This window comes from Calothrix rhizosoleniae SC01 (assembly GCF_900185595.1).
GTDB classification, from domain to species: domain Bacteria; phylum Cyanobacteriota; class Cyanobacteriia; order Cyanobacteriales; family Nostocaceae; genus Calothrix_A; species Calothrix_A rhizosoleniae.
Genome location: NZ_FYBH01000282.1, coordinates 1 through 22,159, shown reverse-complemented (window position 1 = coordinate 22,159; position 22,159 = coordinate 1). Strand labels below are relative to the sequence as shown.

The 22,159-nt window shown below is 36.4% G+C and carries 20 protein-coding genes; all 20 read left to right on the top strand.

Annotated features, from left to right (window positions below; translation table 11 throughout):
* The coding region (locus CALSC_RS16885; protein ID WP_235006823.1) for a glycosyltransferase family 4 protein at positions 1-927 on the top strand (927 nt) is incomplete at its 5' end.
* Between the two features lie 60 nt (positions 928-987).
* The gene (locus CALSC_RS16880) at positions 988-1,575 is read left to right on the top strand and encodes a hypothetical protein (protein ID WP_088242473.1); all 588 of its coding nucleotides are present in this window, start codon (positions 988-990) and stop codon (positions 1,573-1,575) included.
* Positions 1,576-1,614: 39 nt separating this feature from the next.
* Positions 1,615-2,712 (top strand): dTDP-glucose 4,6-dehydratase, encoded by a 1,098-nt coding sequence (rfbB, locus tag CALSC_RS16875; protein ID WP_088242472.1) that lies wholly within the window; start codon positions 1,615-1,617, stop codon positions 2,710-2,712.
* Between the two features lie 282 nt (positions 2,713-2,994).
* Positions 2,995-4,350 carry a glycosyltransferase family 4 protein gene (locus CALSC_RS16870; RefSeq protein WP_088242471.1) on the top strand — a complete coding sequence of 452 codons (1,356 nt, stop codon included), beginning with the start codon at positions 2,995-2,997 and terminating at the stop codon, positions 4,348-4,350.
* Positions 4,351-4,507: 157 nt separating this feature from the next.
* Positions 4,508-5,428, top strand: a complete 921-nt coding sequence (locus CALSC_RS16865; RefSeq protein ID WP_143288283.1) for a phytanoyl-CoA dioxygenase family protein — start codon at positions 4,508-4,510, stop codon at positions 5,426-5,428.
* 324 nt (positions 5,429-5,752) lie between these two features.
* The gene (locus tag CALSC_RS16860) at positions 5,753-6,730 is read left to right on the top strand and encodes a decaprenyl-phosphate phosphoribosyltransferase (protein WP_088242469.1); all 978 of its coding nucleotides are present in this window, start codon (positions 5,753-5,755) and stop codon (positions 6,728-6,730) included.
* Between the two features lie 70 nt (positions 6,731-6,800).
* Positions 6,801-8,195 carry an FAD-binding oxidoreductase gene (locus CALSC_RS16855; RefSeq protein WP_088242468.1) on the top strand — a complete coding sequence of 465 codons (1,395 nt, stop codon included), beginning with the start codon at positions 6,801-6,803 and terminating at the stop codon, positions 8,193-8,195.
* Positions 8,192-8,935, top strand: coding sequence for an SDR family oxidoreductase (locus CALSC_RS16850; RefSeq protein WP_088242467.1), 744 nt, complete (start codon positions 8,192-8,194; stop codon positions 8,933-8,935). Before CALSC_RS16855 ends, CALSC_RS16850 begins: the two co-directional genes overlap by 4 nt.
* A 95-nt stretch (positions 8,936-9,030) precedes the next feature.
* Positions 9,031-10,110, top strand: coding sequence for a hypothetical protein (locus CALSC_RS27540; protein WP_088242466.1), 1,080 nt, complete (start codon positions 9,031-9,033; stop codon positions 10,108-10,110).
* Between the two features lie 53 nt (positions 10,111-10,163).
* The gene (locus CALSC_RS16840) at positions 10,164-11,744 is read left to right on the top strand and encodes an HAD-IB family hydrolase (RefSeq protein ID WP_088242465.1); all 1,581 of its coding nucleotides are present in this window, start codon (positions 10,164-10,166) and stop codon (positions 11,742-11,744) included.
* A gap of 79 nt (positions 11,745-11,823) precedes the next feature.
* A complete protein-coding gene (locus CALSC_RS16835) occupies positions 11,824-12,990 on the top strand; it encodes a glycosyltransferase family 2 protein (protein WP_327331513.1) in 1,167 nt (388 codons plus the stop codon).
* Positions 12,991-13,279: 289 nt separating this feature from the next.
* Positions 13,280-13,849, top strand: coding sequence for a glycosyltransferase (locus CALSC_RS16830; RefSeq protein WP_088242463.1), 570 nt, complete (start codon positions 13,280-13,282; stop codon positions 13,847-13,849).
* 12 nt (positions 13,850-13,861) lie between these two features.
* Positions 13,862-14,470 carry a glycosyltransferase family 4 protein gene (locus tag CALSC_RS16825; protein WP_088242462.1) on the top strand — a complete coding sequence of 203 codons (609 nt, stop codon included), beginning with the start codon at positions 13,862-13,864 and terminating at the stop codon, positions 14,468-14,470.
* A gap of 123 nt (positions 14,471-14,593) precedes the next feature.
* A complete protein-coding gene (locus tag CALSC_RS16820) occupies positions 14,594-16,276 on the top strand; it encodes a glycerol-3-phosphate dehydrogenase/oxidase (RefSeq protein ID WP_088242461.1) in 1,683 nt (560 codons plus the stop codon).
* A 409-nt stretch (positions 16,277-16,685) separates the two neighbouring features.
* Entirely contained in the window at positions 16,686-17,222 is a 537-nt protein-coding gene (locus CALSC_RS28200; RefSeq protein WP_088242460.1) for a metal-dependent hydrolase, read from the top strand.
* 112 nt (positions 17,223-17,334) lie between these two features.
* Positions 17,335-18,033: a class I SAM-dependent methyltransferase gene (locus CALSC_RS16810; protein WP_088242459.1), complete on the top strand. Its 699-nt coding sequence runs from the start codon at positions 17,335-17,337 to the stop codon at positions 18,031-18,033.
* A gap of 687 nt (positions 18,034-18,720) precedes the next feature.
* The gene (locus tag CALSC_RS16805; RefSeq protein ID WP_200817660.1) at positions 18,721-19,470 is read left to right on the top strand and encodes a hypothetical protein; all 750 of its coding nucleotides are present in this window, start codon (positions 18,721-18,723) and stop codon (positions 19,468-19,470) included.
* 56 nt (positions 19,471-19,526) lie between these two features.
* Positions 19,527-20,255: a class I SAM-dependent methyltransferase gene (locus CALSC_RS16800; protein ID WP_088242457.1), complete on the top strand. Its 729-nt coding sequence runs from the start codon at positions 19,527-19,529 to the stop codon at positions 20,253-20,255.
* A gap of 51 nt (positions 20,256-20,306) precedes the next feature.
* Positions 20,307-21,329: an NAD-dependent epimerase/dehydratase family protein gene (locus CALSC_RS16795; protein WP_088242456.1), complete on the top strand. Its 1,023-nt coding sequence runs from the start codon at positions 20,307-20,309 to the stop codon at positions 21,327-21,329.
* Positions 21,330-21,363: 34 nt separating this feature from the next.
* Positions 21,364-22,107, top strand: coding sequence for an acyltransferase (locus CALSC_RS16790; RefSeq protein ID WP_088242455.1), 744 nt, complete (start codon positions 21,364-21,366; stop codon positions 22,105-22,107).
* Positions 22,108-22,159 lie beyond the last annotated feature (52 nt).

The window sequence follows — 22,159 nt, the reverse complement described above, 5'->3', positions numbered from 1 at the left end:
GGTGTACCAGTGGTCATTGGACCTATGAATGGGGGAATGGAGTACCCTGCTGGCTTTCGATATATGGAAAGCCAATTAGCTAATCAGACTTTGAAAATTGCTCGCTTGTGGAGTAACTTTTTCAATGTGTTAATTCCTGGCAAACTGAGGGCAACCACCTTGTTAGTGGCTAATTCACGTACAAGAGATGCACTGCCAAAATTTATCCGTGGTCAGGTAGATAAATTGGTCGAAAATGGTGTAGACCTGTCCTTATGGAAGCAAAATCCCCAAATTCAAAGTGCGGGGTTAGATGATACTAGAGAACAACATCCCCAGCAAGCAACTAAGTTTGTGTTCATTGGTAGGTTAGTTGATTGGAAAGCAGTGGATCTACTGTTAATAGCTAGCAAAAATGTAGTTAAACAGATACCAATAGAGTTAGAAATCATAGGTACTGGTTCCGAACTGGCAACCCTGCAAAACCTGGCGAAAGAGTTAGATTTAACTGAAAACCAGAATGTAGAAAATACGGAATCAACTTCTCAAAAGGGAGACATAGTCTCCTTTGTTGGTTGGCTGTCTCAAGCCGAGTGTGCCCAAAGGTTGAACTCAGCTGATGTACTGGTACTTCCCAGCCTATTTGAATGTGGAGGTGCTGTCATACTTGAAGCTATGGCTATGGGTATACCTGTAATTGCTACTAATTGGGGTGGACCTGCTGATTATTTAGATGAATCCTGCGGTATTCTTGTCAATCCCATTTCTCGGGATTCATTCATTAACGATATTACAGGGGCAATGCTGAAAATGGCAAAATCCCCTGAGCTTCGTCAAGCAATGGGTAAAGCTGGTCGTCAGCGCGTACTCGAAAATTTTGACTGGGAAGTAAAAGTGACAAAAATTATTGATATTTATCAGGAAGCCATCGCCAGAACAAAAACTTAATCGCACCATTGCTAATTGTGGTTAGCGATAAAGGATAAAATCCAAGGAGCTGGGAAGAAAATGCATATATTAGCCACTATACAAGCAGAATATTGGCAGCCAGGAATTGGCGACCCCACCTTGATTGGCTGGTTAACTGTTTTAGCCTATTTGATTGCTTCTTTTTTATGTGTTTCCTGTGCATTGCGTGTTAACCGTTTACCAGTCCTGCGTCAATCTGCTCAATTTCTCTGGTTATGGTGGAATTTGGCGATTATTTTATTGCTTTTAGGTATCAATAAGCAATTAGATGTTCAGTCTTGGTTGAGAATAACTGGTAAGGAATTAATCAGAACTTACGGCTGGTATCAACACCGCATAACTATATATATTGGAATAGCTACAATTTTATTTATTAGTGTTTTAGCTATATTGATGTTTTTAGGAAGAGCGATACGAAGTTTTTGGCAAAAGTATTGGCTAGTAATGCTTGGTTTTGTATTGTTGAACAGTTATATTTTACTTCGAGCTCCAGCAGTATCTCATGCTATTGACTGGTTGCTGCATTGGCAACTGTATAAGCTTGAATATACCTGGCTTTTAGAAATAGGGGGTATTGCTTGTATTGCAGTTTCAGCAATGAATAATCTCCATCGTTCTACTCAATAAGTCCATTTTGGCAAACTGTTATTACTACTGAGCAAAATAATGAACTTTTCTCAACAAAATCGTTGTTTATCAACCAAACCACGCCGGTTATTAGTTACAGGTGGTGCCGGATTTATTGGCTCCAATTTTGTTCATCACTGGTGTGATAAATATCCTGATGATCGCGTCATTGTTCTGGATGCTCTCACCTATGCTGGTAATCGGCAAAACCTATCTTCTTTGAAAAAACGGGAAAATTTTCGCTTTGTTCATGGAGATATTTGCGATCGCCCCTTGATAGATTCCTTGCTAGAATCAGAAGCGATCGATACAGTGGCTCACTTGGCTGCGGAATCCCATGTTGATCGCTCCATTTTAGGCCCGGATGCATTTGTTCGCACTAATGTCGTAGGTACTTTCACCTTGTTGGAGAGCTTTCGTAATCATTGGGAAAAACGGGGTAAATTAGAGAGCGATCGCTTTCTCCATGTTTCCACAGATGAGGTTTATGGCACTCTTGAAGCAGAAGACCACCCATTTACTGAAACTACACCCTACGCTCCCAATAGCCCCTATTCCGCTTCTAAAGCTGGCAGTGATCATTTAGCCCGTGCCTATTATCATACTTACGGTTTGCCTACCATAGTTACTAACTGTTCTAATAACTATGGTCCTTACCATTTCCCGGAAAAATTGATCCCTTTAATGTGTATCAATATTTTGCTAGGTAAACCCCTACCAGTGTATGGAGATGGACAAAATATTCGAGATTGGTTATATGTGGGTGATCACTGTCGTGCTTTAGATGTAGTTATTCACCGAGGTAAAGCGGGTGAAACTTATAACATTGGTGGCAACAACGAAGTCAAAAATATCGACCTCGTTCACAAAATTTGCGAAGTCATGAATGAACTAGCTCCGGATTTACCCGTACGTCCTGCACAAGAATTGATTACCTTTGTCAAGGATAGACCAGGTCATGACCGTCGCTATGCCATCGATGCCAATAAAATAAAAACTGAACTGGATTGGACTCCAATAGAAACTGTAGAAGGGGGACTCCATCGCACAATTGAATGGTATTTAAGCCATCAAAATTGGTGGCAGCCTTTACTTTCAGAGGAATATCAAGCTTACTATAGCTTAGTTTACACCTGACTTTTCACGGTATGTGAAAAAGTCAGAGGGTGTGGGGTCTGGGGTGTAGGGCGTAGCAAGACTTTCTTCTATTTCCTACACCTTACCTTTACAGGTGTTTTATACCATTTCTCTAAATCCTGGCTACAGATAATTTAATTCTCCCCCTGCTCCCTGCCCCCCTGCTATCCATGTGAGTTTTATTTTGGAGAATTGGTATAATTCATCCCGCATTGATGGAACGTTATTAATATAAATATTTATAAATAGCTGAATATGAAATTTTGGAGATGATAGATATAAATGACTAGCAAAAAATTAAAGGTTTTACTGATTGTAGAACAATGTGCTCCAGAAGGTTTTTCAGTGCCTTTAGAAGGTTACAATTATTACAAAGCTATAGATGAAATAGCTGATGTAACTTTAGTTACTCATGGTAGGAATGAAAAAGCTATTCAAAAAATAGTCGCTCACAAAGATGTTACGTATATACATGAAAGCAATTTTAGTGGCAAATATCATTCTCTAGTGGAAAAACTAACTCATAGGGGTAGAGTTAATTGGCCTTTACATAATGTTCTCAGTTACCCAATCTATGCAGAATTTAATCATAAAGTTTATCAAAAATTTAACACAAAGGTACTTAGAGGAGACTATGATCTAGTACATGCATTGACTCCGATGATGCCAAGGTATCCGGTTAAAATAGCCAAGGCATGTAAAAATACACCTTTTATCCTCGGACCAGTTAATGGAGGTGTTCCTTTTCCTTCGGGTTTTCAAGAAGTAGCCAGACAAGAATCGGCTCAATTTAACTTTCTGAGAGCCATTGGTCGATACCTAATACCAGGATATGTACAGACTTATAAAAAAGCTGACAAAATCTTAGCAGGGTCTACATATACTCTTAATTTACTCAAAAAACTATTTAAAATCACTGATAGTAGGATACAACTATTTTATGAAAATGGCATCACAAGTAATTTTCTCCATCAAACCAAAACAATTAACACATCTGATCAGGTAAATTTACTCTTTGTGGGTAGATTGGTACCATATAAAGGTGCTGATATGGTTATTGAAGCTATTGGTAAACTGGAACAATCTATCCGCAAGCGAATAGTACTGACTATAGTCGGTGATGGTTCAGAGAAAAGCAATCTAGAAACAAGAGTTCAAGAACTTAATTTAGGTGAAACAGTAAAATTTGCAGGTTGGGTAGCACAACAAAAAACTCTTAATTACTACAGTAAATCAGATATATTTTGTTTCCCTTCTATTAGGGAATTTGGCGGTGCAGTAGTCCTAGAAGCTATGGCTTGTGGGCTTCCTTGTATAGTTGTTAATAATGGTGGTATTGGCGAATATGTGACTGAAGAGACAGGTTTTAAAATAGAACCAATTTCCAGAGAATATATTATTGGAAAATTAAGTGACAAAATCAAAGTTCTAGTCAATGATGAGCAGTTACGCAGAAATATGTCACAAAAATCTATTAATAGAGCCGCAGAATTTACTTGGGAGCAAAAGGCAAAAAACATACTCGATATTTATAGCTCTATTATTTCTCAGCAAATATCCTCAACAGTAGGTTCAGATATGGTGAATGAAGTAAGCATTTCTAAGGCAGTATCCTTAGTTCAAGGTGAGACTTCATAGTTATTAGTACCCATGCACAAAATTAAAAATTGGCCTAGCATTGTAGACGGATTTCCTGTCCTATAAATCTCTCTAGGATAGTCTATATTAACTTAATCAATGCAGCAGTTATAGTATAAACATCCTTCTATTTATTAATTATTAAAAGGATAAACTTATGACAAGTAATATATTAACAACATCTTATTCTAGTGCATTTTCAAAAGTTATTAAGCGATTATTATCAAACACAGAAGATAGAGAATACGCAATACAAAGATTATTGACTCGATTCCCTCTAAATCGCAAGGCATATAGTACGATGCAAAATTTATGGCAGCAATTAGATAATAGTGCTGCTAAAAAGAATCTCAAAATCAGAGACAAATCAATTTTTGATCATGTCAATACTATTACCTATGCTGAGAAAATTCGCCAGGAATCAGTAGCTTTTGGTCTGAATTTACCTAGTTCAATAGTAGAAGAAGTATACGAATATGCCTGCAAAGCTCCTTGTTATGGAACTGGACGTGTAAGAGATGAGGGAGAGTTTGCGATAACAGAGGTAAAAGATGGATATTTGCGAGATAAATATCCAGTAGCCTTGGCAGAATTCAATAACTCAACCTTGATGGGTTGTGAGGCAATTGAGAAGCTAGTACAAGACCCATTGCTGTTGCAAATTGCTCGAGACTATCTAAATTATTGGCCTACTAAAATCGAGCGTTATATGAGTTGGACTCTGGCATCAAAACTATCAGAACAAGAACAAAAAAGGCTTAATGAACCAATAGTTTATCATTATGATCTAGTTCCTGGTTACAACTCCGTAAGAATCTACTTTTATATCACTGATATTGATGCTTCTTCCGGACCTCATGTAATGATCAAAGGTTCTCATGAAAAAAAACCAATTGCTTGGATGTTAGCTCCATGTCAACAACCTGACAGTGAGGTTTATAAATATTATGGTCAAGAAAATGAAATAGTAATTGAAGGCAAGAAGGGATTAGGTTTCTTTCAAGATCCCTACTGTTTTCATAAAGCAACTACTCCTGTTACAGGTAACCGACTATTGTTACAAATTCGATATTATTAACTCATGTTTCGTAGGCCTCTTAGTTATAATAAAATATCTCTATACCCACTACATACAGAACTTTTCAGGTAAATTAGGTACACCAATTACAGGGATGATTTTTAGCTTTTACAATTTGGATTAGCTACTGTACTTCATAAACTTGCAATCTGCTGTATTAAATCCACAATAAATCATTTGAGGTCTGGTCACAGCTAAATCAGTCCTCTATCTTTATACTCTTTTTTGGCTAAATTATTGATTTAGGAATGCGGATTAAATAAAGTGTAAAACAGGAAATAATTGCAGGTTAATAAATCCATATTCTTTAATAAACTAAAGATAATGAAACACCACAATATTGTAATCAGAAAAAATCCGTTTAAAATAGAAATTAATCATAAATTACCCTTTATTGTCGCACTCAGACCTCGCCAATGGACAAAAAATTTGGTTGTCTTTGCTGCGCCCTTATTTGCTTTTAGCATCAATTGGCAATCCTGTTTGGGGAGTTTACTAGCATTTATATTGTTCTGCGGTGCCTCTAGTAGTTTCTATCTAATCAATGACATTGCAGATGTCGAATCTGATCGTCAGCATCCAGTCAAACGCAAAAGACCCATTGCAGCAGGTTTGGTCAATATTCCAGTTGCAATGGCAATGGCGGCAGTTCTCCTGGGTGGTGCTCTAATTCTTGGCTGGTTGCGATCGCCATCTTTGGGAGCCACACTCACTGGCTATGCCATTCTGCAAATTGCCTATAACCTGAAGCTGAAACACAAACCAATTGTGGACATTATTGCGATCGCCACAGGCTTTGTGCTGCGAGCCTGTGCTGGTGCAGCAGCAACTGGAATTCCTGTTTCTTCCTGGTTTTTGCTGTGTACTGCGATGCTGGCTCTGTTTTTAGGAATTGAGAAGCGGAAAGCCGAATTGAGATTATCAGAAATAAAAGGAGGCAAAACACGTGCCGTTCTCCAGCGATATTCCTTACCTCTTTTAACTCGAATGGAGAGTACAGTGACTACTGGTACAGTCATGAGCTATGCTCTTTGGAGTTCTGGTCCCCTAGTGGGTGGAGCTCAGACACCCTATATGTTAGTAACTTTGCCCTTCATGGTGTATGGTATTTTCCGCTACCAGTTACTTAGCGATCCCAGAGAAATTGCTTGGAGAATTAAAACAAACGGAGCGCAAAGAAAAAGCAGTGAACGACCTGAGGAAGTTTTGTTAAAAGACTTACCAATTCTAGGAACGGTAGTAGGTTGGCTTCTCACATGTTTTACTATTCTTCTGCTAAAACACCAGGGAATAATCGAATAAGTTGTGGCTATGTGTTCAGTACTACTTACTTGCTTAATAAAAATCATTTTTAATAGATATATAATTATTTATGCTTTCAAAATCTCCTTCAATTCTTGAATTAGAGCTATCAGGATGGGGCAGGTACCCTGTAATCAAGAGTTACCTTCAACGACCTGAAAAAATTTCATCTTTCAGTGAAATTGTTCAAGAGTCAAAAGACATATCTGTTATACCTAGGGGTGCTGGTCGCAGCTATGGGGACGCAGCTCTCAACCCCAAAGGTCACACAATACTCACTGAACGTTTAAACAGGATGCTCGCTTTTGATCAACAAACAGGTATTCTGCGCTGTGAAGCTGGTGTGACAATCAAAGAAATTCTAGAAGTTTTTGCGCCACGAGGGTGGTTTCCAGCAGTGACCCCAGGGACAAAATTTGTCACCATTGGTGGTGCTATTGCTTTCGATGTTCATGGTAAAAACCACCACTTGGATGGAGCATTTTCTCGCCACGTTAAAAGCTTGACACTAATACTTGCTTCAGGGGAAGTCGTAGAATGTTCTTCCCAAGAAAATAGCGATTTGTTTTGGGCAACTGTAGGAGGAATGGGGCTGACAGGAATCATTACTGAAGTAGAGCTTGCCCTATGCCCAATCCAAACAGCTTATATTCAAAGCCATAAACTGAAAGCTAATAATTTAGATGAGGCAATTGCCCTCTTCACCGAATATGAGCCACAATATCAATATTCTGTAGCATGGATTGACTGCCTTGCTTCCGGTCGCTCTTTAGGACGTAGCATTTTAATGCTCGGTAATCATGCTCAAGTTGATGAACTGGATTCAAAACAGCGAAATCAGCCCCTACAGATCCAGTCTAAACCTCGCTTCAAAGTCCCGTTTGACCTACCTGCTGGCTTGCTAAACCGCTACACTATAAGTACCTTCAATGGGCTTTACTTTGCTCGTCAGCGTTCTCGGCAAGTCCAGTCGATTATCGATTATGACTCCTTCTTCTACCCTCTAGACTTTTTGTGGGATTGGAATCGGCTATACGGCAAGCAGGGATTTGTTCAGTATCAATTCGTCGTTCCTCTGGAAACAAGTCGAGAGGCATTGCTGAAAGTGTTACAACTTTGCAGTCATAAAGGTTGGGGTTCTTTTCTGGCAGTACTCAAACGCCTTGGTTCTCACTCAGGGTGGCTTTCATTTCCCATGCCGGGTTATACCCTAGCATTAGATATGCCAGTAAAACCTGGTATTTGGGAATTTTTGGAGCAGTTGGATCAAATTGTGATTCAGTACGGTGGTCGAGTATATTTGGCGAAGGATGCTCGGTTAAGTCCTGAAGCCTTCCGAAGCATGTATCCCAGCTTTCCCAAATGGCTAGAGGTAAAATCCAAAGTAGACCCATACAACCATTTCTCTTCTGCTGTATCTCGACGTTTGCAAATTGAGTCAATCAGGGAGCTAGTCCAGGTATGAAAGGAAAAACTGTTTTGGTCATCGGAGCAACCTCTAGTATCGCACGGGCACTTGCTCACCAAATGGCACAGCAAGGAGCAGCATTACATCTAGCGGCTCGGGATGGATTAGAAGTTGAACGAGTTGCCAAGGATATCGCTATTAGGTATCAAGCTCCCATCTCTTGGAGTAGTTTCGAGGCGCTCGATTATGACACTCACGCTGAACTGCTGCAAAAAGCGTTGGACTATTTAGGTCGTTTAGATGGTGTAGTTGTGTCTCTAGGAGAATTGGGAGACCAGCAAAAGGCTCAGGTGAACTTTGATCATACACAGAATATTATCAATTCTAATTATACAGGAGTCGCATCTATCCTGACTCATGTCGCTAATTACTTGGAACAACAAGGTCAAGGTTTTATGATTGGTATTTCTTCTGTAGCAGGAGATCGGGGTCGCCAGAGCAATTATGTTTACGGATCTGCCAAGGGAGCTTTAAGTTTATTTCTGCAAGGACTCCGCAATCGTTTGACTAAATCAGGTGTCCATGTAATGACAGTAAACCCAGGTTTTGTAGATACCAAAATGACTTTTGGTAAATCAGGAATGTTTTTAGTAGCTAGTCCGCAACAAGTTGCAGCTGCTGTAATGATAGCTTTGCAAAAGAAGAAGAATATTGTCTATATTCCTTGGTTCTGGTTCTGGATTATGTTGATTATTCGCTCAATTCCGGAACAACTATTTAAGCATTTAAAGCTATAAGATACTTTACTTATCTTCTTCAAAAGATATCCAATTTTCTCTAACGGCACTTGTAATTTTAGTATCTTTATAATAGTGATTGTCAAGAAGAAAAAATGATAATAATTGATAAAAGATTGCGTCAAATTCAATACCATTTATTAATTACGATAACCTATTTAATTAGTTCATCTTTTGTTTTTTTAATCTGGATGAGAAAATTTACCCTCGATCCTAGATTAACTCTTCCGAAGATGATATATGGCGAAGCCGATAAACCATTTGTATATCGGACTTTACTTCCTTCTATAGTCAGATTAATAAATTCCATAATTCCTGATAGTTTAAGTAACTCATTTGAAAAATTCGTTATTCAAAATTTCCCACCGGCTCAAGAACTATTAAATTCCTTTAAACTAAATCAGGACTTTCTATTGGAATTCCTAATTAGCTTATTATTAATGTACTTATGCTTAGTTGGGTTCATGGTGGTGTTGCGCCAATTCTTCAATGAATTATACTTTGCACAGGATATAATTACTCACTTAGTTCCGATTATTGGAGTTTTAATTTTGCCTATATTTGTTAATCGTGAATGGATTGCTTACATTTACGACTGGTCAACTTTGCTTATATTCACATCATTATTGCTACTTTTAGTTCGTAGACAATGGTTATACTTTTATATAATTTTCTTTTTAGGTTGCATTAATAAAGAAACAACAATTTTAATCAGCTTAGTTTTTGCCTTTTATTATATCAATAAGATAAGCAGAAATATCTTTTTCAAGCATTTGTTCATGCAAATAATTATATTCGTTATAGTTAAACTTTCTCTTTCTTTGATTTTCGCAAGCAACCCTGGGGGCTTGTTTGAGTTTCACTTGTTAAAAAATATTAGTTTAAGCACGTTTTGGGGTTATGATTATTCTTTCGTAACTTTTGCTTGTTTTTTCTTGCTACTTATGTTACGGAAGTTTTCGGAAAAACATTTATTTTTAAGGAAGAGCTCCTTGATTGTATTACCACTATTTGCACTATATTTAACGATGGGTCTCTGGGGCGAAGTGAGAGTTTTTTATGAGGTGTTTCCTATATTCTTCTTACTAGCATTTCATACTATAGCAGAAATTTTGGATTGGAAAATAAAAGTTATAAAACCTCAATTTCGTCACAGCAATCCTCTCACTATATAGAATAAGTAAAAAGTATTTAAATTTGGTAGTAAGCTACCTTAATTTGTGAAGTTATGAGTAAAGTAACTCATCTTAAAGAAAACCTTCCAGTCGCAGTATTTGATTTTGATCACACCTTAACTCATAATGACTCGTTTTTCCCATTTTTACGGATGATAGTAAGTCCATTGCAATTCTGGTGGGGACTACTGTCCCTCAGTCCAATATTAGGAGGATATGCATTGGGCTTGTTGCCAAACTGGCAGGCAAAAGAAGCAGTACTTACCTTCTATCTCGGAGGATTAACAAATTATCAACTCCAACAACTAGGTCAACGCTTTGCTGTTCAGAAAATTTCCAAATTGCTACGTCCTGAAGCAGTTGAGCGTCTGCGATGGCATCAAAAACTTGGACACAAAACAATTTTGGTCAGTGCTTCTCTAGAAGCTTATTTAGTGCCTTGGGCTAAGATAATGGGCTTTGACAAAGTTATTGGCACTAAACTTGAAATTCAGTCCGACTTGCTGACAGGACGTATTCTGGGAAAAAACTGTTATGGTCAAGAAAAGGTTGAGCAACTCAGGACATTTCTTGGGGATTTAAGTAACTACTGCATCTATGCCTACGGTGATAGTCGAGGGGACAAAGAATTGCTAGCAGCAGCAGATTATCCCTACTATCGAAAATTCCAAGACACTGTAGAAGCAGGATCTACTGAGGCTATTCCCCATTGGGAACGGGGATTGATTCTATCTGTAGTTACAGCAGCAGCAATCTACCTAGGTATGGTGTTATGGAGTGGGGCAGATCAATTCTGGGTGGCATTGAAGCTTCTTCCTCCTTTGCTTATTCCAGGTTTGTTGGTTGTGGTTTTTACTGGCTACTGCCTCCGATTTGCCCGGTGGCAATTGTATCTGCAGCTGATGGGTTATCAAGTGCCCATCGGAACTAGTTTTCGTATCTTTCTCGCCAGCTTTGCTCTTACTGCCTCACCTGGGAAGGCAGGGGAATCGATTAAATCACTTTTACTAAAACGACGTTACAACATTCCTATTGCACCAACACTAGCTGGACTATTCTGTGAGCGATTTACAGATGCTCTATCTGTAGTTTTACTGATTTGTTTAAGTTTGTTCTCTATGGCTGAGGCTAAATGGATAATCATCCCAATTGGTCTGATGCAGTTAGCTATCATTTTGGCATTACAGAATCCTATTTTCATTAAACGGAGGCTATTAAAACCCTTATCCAAATTACCTAAGTTACAAACTACTGTTGAGAAAATCGAAACTGTAATAAACACTGCTAGCATTTTGCTTAAACCTAAAATTTTAGTTGGCGGTACATTATTACCTTTATTAGGCTGGGGGTTGGAAGGGATAGCACTTTATTTGATCTTTCAGTTTCTTAGTGTTAATAGTATTTCCTTATATCAGGCGGTACTAATTCACACAACATCAGGGTTAATCGGAGTCCTATCCCTTTTACCTGGCGGTATTGGTACCAATGAACTATTCACAGTTGGGCTTTCCCGTCTTTATGGTGCACCAGAGACAGCCGCCGTTATTGCGACTTTCCTGATTCGGTTGTTAACGCTTTGGTTTGCAGTCGGAACTGGTATTTTAGCTATGCTGTCATTACAAAACAAAAAATAAAAATTCTCATCAACTAGTTATGTTGATAAATCAATCATTAATTTTATCTATTGAAATAGCCCTCCTTTTAATAGCATTAGTGCTTTTCTTGCCAATTGCTGTTCTTTTTATTGAGTGTAGTGCAGCATTATTACTTAATTTTGCTAAAAAGCATGATTGCAAAGCTCATCGACCAAATATAGCTGTTTTGGTTCCAGCTCATAACGAAGCTGATGGAATTACTGCAACTTTAAATACATTAATACTTCAATTGAAGCCTCAAGATCAGCTGATAGTAATTGCTGATAATTGTAGTGATGAAACAGCTGCGATCGCTAGTCAATCTGGGGTCACAGTTATTGAACGACAGGATTATAAGCATAGGGGTAAAGGCTATGCTTTGGATTACGCACTGAAGTTTCTAGAAGCAAATCCACCAGAAGTAGTTGTTAATGTGGATGCAGATTGTATTGTTTATCCAGGTACAATTGATCAGATTGCTAGACTTGCTGCGGCTACGAAACGCCCGGTTCAGTCAACATATCTAATGATACAACCAAGTAACTCCAGTCCTAAGGATAAAATTTCTGCTCTAGCGGTTAAAGTCAAAAATTTGGTTCGTCCAATTGGATTACAGCAACTAGATTTACCCTGTTTGTTAACGGGTTCCGGTATGGCGTTTCCTTGGTCAGTAATTCGCACAGTTTCCCTGGCTAATAGCAAAACTGTTGATGATATGCAGTTGGGTTTAGATTTAGCGATCGCTGGATATCCTCCGCTTTACTGCCAAGATGCTCAAGTCATAGGACGTTTGATGGAAAAGCAAGCAGCTAAAAGCCAAAGAAGACGTTGGGAGCATGGACACATAGAAACTTTAGTTAACCAAGTTCCTCGATTAATCAAAGCTTCGATGAATCAAAAACGTTTTGATTTGTTGGCAATTGCTCTGGACTTGTCTATTCCTCCTCTATCTCTATTGGTAATAATATGGAGTACCACTACCCTAGGAGGTTTATTTTTAGGAATACTAGCAGGAGTGTGGATGCCAGGAATTGTGTTAGCCATAGAAGGACTGATACTTACTATCTCTATCTTCGTAAGTTGGGCTAAGTTTGGACGTGATGATGTATCAGTACTAACACTTTTAACGATTCCTTTTTATATTCTCAGTAAAATAACCCTATATTTAGCTTTTTTGGTAAAACCTCAGACACAGTGGATTCGCACAGAAAGAGATGTAGTAGATTTTACTACATCTTCTAAATAAAGATTACACTTTATCGTTCCTACAATAAACACTAACAATCAATAAAAATACAGTAAAGATACTGAGGTAAGTAGTTCGTTTTATCCAGTTTTAGTTGTATATTTAATTTAGTCAGAGAAATAAGCATGACATCCATTAAATATTTATGAGTGCGGGTGTTCATTTAGTAAATATTTGAGTCTATGGGCATCAGTAATTAGAATAAATTCAGGATGAGATTGAATATATCAAAATATTTTGATGAATAATTAAGTAACAATCATATAACTTTAATTTTCCAGAAATACATATGACTGAGCTAAATATTCTTTTTCTCATACCTCACCCTTTTTATCAAGAAAGAGGTTCGCCAATTGCAGATAAAATGGTTTTACGAGTTTTATCTGAAAGGCAAGAAAATGTTGATGTTATTACCTATCCTGAAGGTGTAGATATCAATTATAAAAATATTAATTTACACAGAGTTCTTCGCTTACCATTTGTTACTGGTGTCAGACCAGGTTTTTCTTGGAAGAAAATAGTTTATGACTTTCTGATTCTCATCAAAGCTACTCAACTCATCTTGAAGAAAAAATATCATTTAGTTCATGCAGTAGAGGAAACAGTTTTTATAGCTCTCTTTCTCAAAGCTATATTCAATGTTCCTTACGTTTATGATATGGATTCATCTCTGGCTCAACAGATTATTGAAAAATATTCTTGCTTATTGCCATGCAAATCTATTTTGCAGTGGTTTGAAAGGATAGCCGTAAAAAATGCAGAGGTCGTAATCCCAGTTTGTCCAGCTCTAGCTGATGATATTGCGAGATACCGACCGAAAAAAGTCATGGTACTTCCAGATGTTTCCCTTTTGACATAATAAATAAGAATTATGCAAAATCTCAAGACTGAATTGAACATTCAGAATTTGACATTAATGTATGTAGGTAATTTAGAGAGTTATCAGGGTATAGATCTACTTTTAGAGAGTTTTGCATTAGTAGTCAACCAAACAGCTCAAGCTGATCTAGTAATAATTGGTGGTGATTCCGCAGATATTCTCAAATATCAAATAAAAACAAAGGAACTTGGTATCGCTCACAAGGTACATTTTTGTGGTTCTCAACCTACTAATCATTTAGGTTTATATCTTGCTCAAGCTGATATTCTCATATCTCCCAGAATTAAAGGCAAGAATACACCAATGAAAGTATATTCCTACCTTGATAGTGGTAAACCGGTTGTTGCTACCGATTTATTAACACATACTCAGGTGATGAATAATCAGGTTGCTATACTTGCTAAGCCGAATGCAGAAGATTTTTCCCAAGGCATACTAAGTTTGATAAATGATCAAAATTTAAGACTAAAACTTGGAAGGGCGGGGAAACAATTAGTTCAAGAAAAGCATAGCTATACAGCTTTTAGTCAAAAATTAAATACCCTCTATGATTATCTCAGATTAGAGTTGTCTAAAAATAGTGAATTATTTATTAGGTAACAAAGATTTATGATTAATATTTAATCAATTACAATTAGATTTTTTGAGCTATTGCACCTTTTCTATAGAGGTGCAAATTTATTATTTTGTTAACATTTATTGTGATTATATATCTAAGCTTTTATGAATAGAAATTTAACAGAGCTAACAAATCAAATATATGACTTGCTTGTCATTGGTGGTGGTATTTACGGAGCTTGTGTAGCCTGGGAAGCTAGTTTACGTGGTTTATCAGTCGCCTTAGTGGAAAAAGCAGATTTCGGTGGTGCGACTTCTGCTAATAGCTTGAAAATAATCCACGGAGGCTTACGCTATCTACAGAACGCGGATTTCAAGCGGATGCGGGAATCTATTCAGGAACGAACTACCTTAATGCGAATAGCACCCCATCTAGTTCATCCACTACCAGTACTAATTCCTACCTATGGTCATGGAATGAAAGGGAAAGAAGCATTAAGATTAGCTATGAGTATTAATGATCTCATTAGTTGCGATCGCAATCAAATCAAAGATCCACAAAAGCATATTCCCAATGGTCGAATAATTTCTCAGCAGGAGTGTCAAAGGTTACTTCCTGGTATTCCCCATCATGGATTAACTGGAGGAGCAATTTTTCATGATGCTCAGGTTTACAACTCGGAACGAATGACGATTTCATTTCTGCATTCAGCAGTCAAAGTAGGTGCTACCATAGCCAATTATGTGGAAGCCACAGGGTTTCTACAACAAGGAAATCGGATTACCGGTATTATAGCTAGAGACTCACTCAGTGGGAATCAGTTTGAGATTCGCGCTAAAACTGTGGTCAATACCTGTGGTCCTTGGATTAATCGCCTGATGGGCTTGGTGGAAGAATTTCCCTATCAACAACCCAAGGCTGGTTTAGCTAGAGCAATGAATTTAATTATCCGTCGTCCCCTATGTGCAAATTATGCTGTAGGGATTTCTAATCGAAATAGGAATTCTGTGACTAAGAAAGGTAATCGCTTTCTGTTTATGGCTCCCTGGCGCGGACAAACCATGATTGGTACCAACTATGCTGTTTGGGATGGAAAACCAGATGATTTTCGGGTGAGCGAAAGTGATATTCAAGACTTTATTCAAGAAATTAATCAAGCATATCCATTAGCAAATTTAACTAGGGAAGATGTTTCATTTATTCATGGTGGTCTTCTTCCCAGAATTGGAGTTGATGCCAAAACTGGTGAACCTATTCTTGCTAAACACTATCAAATTTACGATAGCTCTCGAGTAGGGTTAACAGGATTAATATCTGTGGTAGGCGTGAAATATACAACTGCTAGAGACGTTGCTCAAAAAGTTGTTGACCGAGTATTTCAGTTTTGGGGTCAAAAGCCACCACAGTCTCTTTCATCAGTCACTCCGATTTATGGAGGTAAAATTGATAACTTTGAAGAACTTTTACAAAATGCGACCGCTCAAAAACCAGATGAATTAAGCGAAAAGGATGTACATTCCTTAGTCTATAACTATGGTTGTGCTTATCCACAAGTCCTAAAGTATCTTAACTATCAACTTGAATCACATCGAACACCGGTAGATAAATTTAGTATGCTCAAGGCTGAGGTTATCCATGCAGTGCGAGAAGAAATGGCGCAGAAATTAACTGATGTTGTTTTTCGTCGCACAGAATTGGGTAGTATGGGAAATCCAGGAAATGAAGCTCTTCAGATTTGTACTCAAACTATGGCTATGGAATTGGGTTGGAATTATACTAGAATTCAGCAGGAATTGCAGGAAGTAAATAATATTTTGAAAAGTACATCTCCTATGCATATATACTGAGATCTCTCATCAAAGTATTAATACTGATGTTTTAGGCTAGTCAGCAAAATATAATTGTATAAATTAATCCTAAAATTAAGTTTTTCATCCTGGATATACAGGTGAATTAATAAGTTACACTACCAATTTTGTATTTCTATAAACATCAAGGAACTGACAATAAAAAAATATCAAAAATAATAATAAGCATTCCATTAGAGAGATGAGTTCATACATTAAGAGATACTAAATTCCATTTCCTGGATAATTTATCTTTTCATATTACCTGTGCATCCAATAATTAATGGATGTAAAAATTATCTATTCTCTGTAGATGCGAAGAGAGTAATTTATGAATGTATTCTTGTGTCTATTGATAGAAAATAGGGACATTAATTAGATAAAAAAGTTATTCATTTTGCGTTAAATTATGCCATCCCCAATAGCTCATTCAGTTTCTGGATATATACTTGGCAAGATTTTACCCTTGGAACAAAGGAAAGTTTCAATACACAAAACTTTCTATTGGCAGATATATGCTGTCTTTGTTGCTATTTTTGCTGATTTTGATTTTATTCCTCAACTAATCACAGGAGAAAAATATCATCGTGGTCTGACACATAGTTTAAGCTTTACCCTTGGTTTTAGTGCAATTTTAGCGTTAATAGTCAGTTATTTGTGGAAGTCTTCATATAAGCAAATATTTTTGCGTACTTTTCTCTTTTATATTTCCCATCTATGTTTAGATTTTTTTAGTGAAGGCAGAGGAATAAAACTATTTTTGCCTTTCATAGATAGTTTCTTTAGATCGCCAGTAATTATTTTTCCTGGATTTCATTACTCGATGGGTCTATGGAGTTATAGCCACATACTGACACTCACTTTTGAATTAGTTTATTCAACTTTACTTTTTTTTGTGGTCTGCTACTGGCAGAAAACTATGTCAAAAAAAACAAAAAAAATCTAGGTATAAATATTTATAAAATAGTTAATTTATCTGTGAAAAACATTTAATAATATAGTGTTTTTTACACGTAAATAAAATACATATAGTTGATGTTTAGAGTATCGGATTTAATATGAGTACTTATCAGATGAGTGATGCAAACAAAAATTTTGATCAAAGAACAGAATTTGGCAATCTTGAAGCAAACATTAGATTTATCAATGAAACTGGCGTAATAAATAGAAAAACAAAAATTCTGGAAATTGGTAGTGGTAATGGCAGTTTGCTTAATTATTTTTATAAAAATGGCCATGATATACGAGGTTTAGAGATAAAAGAGTCAAGAATTGAGGAAAGTAAATCTCTCTATGGTAATCTTCCTTTCGATGTACTTAGATCAGAGGTTTTACCCTTTCCAGATAATTACTTTGATGTAGTCATTAGTTTTGACGTTTTTGAACATATTCCAGATTCAGATAAGCATTTAAAGGAAGTAAATCGAGTTTTAAAAAAATCAGGTATTTATCTTTTACAAACGCCAAATAAATTTACTAATGTTGTTTTTGAGACGATTAGATGGAAAAGCTTTACGAAATGGAAAAAAGACCATTGTTCTTTACATAGTAATTGGCAAATAATTAGAAGATTTAATGCACACAACTTTGAAACATCTTTTTATGATATACCTATTGTCACTGACTTTTTTATGCTTAAAGTAAAAAGGTTTTTAGGTGTTTTCGGAATTTTAATATTAAAGGTGATAAATCCTGATAAATTACCTCTATCTTTAAGGACAAATTTTTACATCCAAGCCAGAAAAATAAGCCTTTAATCCTAGATATAGCAATCTGTAATCATATATGATAAAACACTTAGGTTGGAAACGTAACTTTTAAAACTAACTTTCAACCGAATTTTATGGCTGAAGTTATATATATTGCGTAATGCATAGCCTTAAAGTGAGGTTTATAAATTACATTATACATCTCCGTATTTTCTCATTAATTATTTAGGATTGCTATATCATTTTCTATGACTTAGATATTGACAGACAATACACCTCTTCTGTCGTTCTCCGAAAAGTTTTACAATTTTAAAAATCTGTAACTCTTGTGTGTCAAGCGGTCACTCAGTTATTTATAAATAGAATTTCCCCAAGATTGTAAAATAAGAAAACTTTAATTCAAAGCGTCCCAAACCATTGATATCACATCTCTTGAAAAAATTTTATTAATAGGAAAATCGGAAAATGATAAAAGAAGCATATCTCTAATTATAAGGAGTGTTGAGCCTTTTTAAAAATGTCTAATTATTACTTTTCAGAGTATATTTAAACTGGATTTTATGCTATGGAGAACCATAGGCGCTTTATGAAAAAATAATTTATTGATGTGGTTTATCTTATGCTTTATAGCTCAAACAAATGATATCTACCTCGAAAAAAAATCAAGTAATTATTGCAGATACTCATGTCCATATTTATGATTGTTTTCAACTAGAAGAGTTTCTGGACTCAGCCTTGAATAATTTTACACTCAATGCCAAACAACTAACATCACAAGATAATTTTACCCCAATTTTATTTCTAGCAGATATCAAGGGCAAGGACAATTTTTGTCAACTTCAACAATATTCTCAACAAGGAGATATTAATAATTCTCCAATCAATAATTGGACATTTCACAATACTCAAGAAAAGCTATCATTATATGCACGTAATCAAAATAATCAAATAATTTTTTTAATTGCTGGTCGCCAAATCGTAACTGCTGAAAAGCTTGAGGTTTTAGCACTGATAACAGAGCATACATTTGCAGAAGGTCTTCCTTTAGAAGTAACAATTAAACAAATCATTACAGCAGGAGGAATACCGGTACTTCCTTGGGGTGTTGGCAAATGGATAGGCAAGAGGGGCAAAACTTTAAGTAATCTTTTGAAAAAAAATATACATTCTATCCTGTTTCTTGGTGACAATGGGAATCGTCCAGGATTTTGGTCACAACCTTTTTATTTACAAATAGCTAAAAAACAAGGATTGGGAATTTTACCAGGAACTGATCCACTCCCATTGGCTTCTGAATCATCTCGCCCAGGAAGTTTTGGATTCATGATTCAAGGTAATTTGAACCATGAAAAGCCTGGAACGCATATCAAGCAAATGCTACTTGACTCAAAGACAAATATTCAGGCTTATGGATCTTTAGAATCTCCTTGGAAGTTTATTCGTAACCAATTAGCGATGAAGTTGGCAAGTAAAGAAAAGAAATGATTAAAATTCTGTAAACAAGAAGGGTTAATTATACAAATACTAAAGGGATTATTAAAGTGGTTACTACAGATGATTTTTTAGAAACAGCAGATATTGAAACATCTTCTGATGATTATGCCTCACGTTTTGCAGGCAAAATTGGAACTTGGCTTCTCAAAGTACAGGAACAAGCAACTTTACGGATGCTCGCTCCTTATCCTCAGGCTAGGATTCTAGATGTTGGTGGAGGACATGGTCAACTGACTGGTGCTCTGATTCAGAATGGCTACCACGTTACTGTTCTGGGAAGTGCTGATATATGTAAAGCAAGAATAAAAAATTTTTTGGATGCTAATCAATGTGAATTTAAAGTTGGTAATGTTCTTGACTTACCTTATCCAGAAGCAGCTTTTGATGTTGTTATTAGCTATAGATTTTTAGCTCATGTGACTCAATGGCAACAATTTCTCGGTGAACTATCTCGGGTAGCTAAAGAAGCAGTAATTGTTGACTATCCTACAGTTCGTAGTTTTAACGCTATTGCACCATACCTCTTTAAATTTAAAAAAGGTTTGGAGGGAAATACGCGACCATTTACTTGTTATCAAGAAACAGAAATTATAGATTTCTTGCAAAATATTGGTTTGAGACAATCCGAACGTTATGCCCAGTTTTTAATGCCAATGGTTCTCCATCGCGCCTTAAAATCAACTCAAGTTTCATCAGCACTAGAACAAATATTCCGATTATTTGGTTTTACCAATTTATTCGGATCACCAGTAATTGCAAAATTTATTAATATTTAAATTGGTATTAGTCATTTTTTTTAGTATAAAAATCTAGCATTATAAATAGATATGGGAAAATTTAAATATAGTATCCCTTCTGGAAGTCGTGTTCTAGTCACTGGAGCTACTGGATTTACAGGCTCAGTGCTGATCAAAAAGTTAATTGAGCAAGGAGCAGATGTAGTTGCTATAGCTCGTAAAACCTCTAATATTCAGCCTTTCGAGGGAATAGCAATTGAATGGATAAGAGGAGATGTATTTGACGAACAGATAATTAATCAGGCTGTAAAGGGTGTAAATTATATTTTCCATATTGCTACTCCTTTTCGAGAAGCAAAATCTGCTGATATTGTTTATCATAATGTTCATGTTGTAAGTACTAAATTACTAGCAAAAGCAGCTTTAGCAGAACCTAATTTCAAACGATTTATTCATATTTCAACCATCGGAGTTCATGGACATGTTGAGAACCCTCCTGGGGATGAAAATTGTCCTATGTATCCGGGTGATATATATCAAGAGACGAAACTAGAAGGAGAGGTTTGGGTTAGAAATTTTGCTGACCGGGAAGGACTACCAATTACTATAGTTAGACCAGCAGGTATTTATGGACCAGGGGAAAAAAGACTTTTAAAAATATATAAATGGGTAGTTAAGAAGCGGATACCAATAATTGGTACGGGCAATAATTTAATCCATTTTATCCATGTGGATGATTTGACTGACTTCTTAATTTTGGCAGCGAGTCATCCAAAATCCGTAGGAGAAACTTTTATCTGTGGTAGCCAGAAAGCTATGACATTTAAGCAGATGGTTTCTATTATTAGTAAATATTATGGTGTTTCTATTAGATTTATCAGATTACCACGAACACCTTTATTTTTATTAGGAGACTTTTGTGAACTTATCTGTCGTCCATTGGGCATAGAACCACCTATTTATAGAAGACGTTTAGCATTTTTTACTAAGGATCGCTCATTTAATACTGAGAAAATGAATAACCTACTTGGATTTGTTCCAGCACATTCAGATGAAGAAGGATTAAAAGAATTAGCTCAATGGTATCTTGACCAAGGATGGATATCTCTTTAGGTAAATTTATCTAATTGCTTATAAATAATAAATTATGATGACATCAAATAATTTTAAGGTTAAAGAAATCAGTAAGGAAAAAATTCCTCGTTGGCAGCAGTATGCAGCATTGGTTGTGGGTAAAACTGATCTGTTGAGCTTACTGAAGTACGAACTTATTACATTTTTTTTGGCGAACCTGCCAGGAGCAATAGGGATGTACTTAAGGAGCAAGTTTTTCCCTCTACTCTTGGATGAAGTCGGCTCGAATACAGTTTTTGGACGAGGAATTACTTTGCGTCACCCTCACAAGATTAAAATTGGTGAGAATGTGATTATCGACGACAACTGCATTTTAGATGCTAAAGGAGAAATAAATTCAGGGATTTCTATTGGAAATAGCGTGTTTATTGGTCGGAACACTATTATTTACTGTAAGGATGGAGATATCAAAATCCATCCTCAGGTCAATATTGGTGCTAATTGCGATGTGTACTCCAAATGCCGCGTAGAAATTGGTAAAGGAACAATGATTGCGGCATATAGTTACATTATGAGCGGTGGTAGATATGATTACAAATCGGGAATTCCTTTAGTAGAACAAAGTAGCTATTCTAACGGACCGACTATAATTGGCGAGGGTTGCTGGTTGGGAGCCAAAACAGTTGTTCACGATGGAATCTCTATTGGCGATCGCGCAGTAATTGGGGCCGGAGCAGTGGTAACTAAAAATATTCCTACTCAAGTCGTGGCAGTGGGTGTACCAGCAAAAGTAAAAGAACAAGTTGTTTATTCATAAAGTTCATAAAATTTTTTCTCACTTGATAAAAACATATTTTCGAGGTTATAAG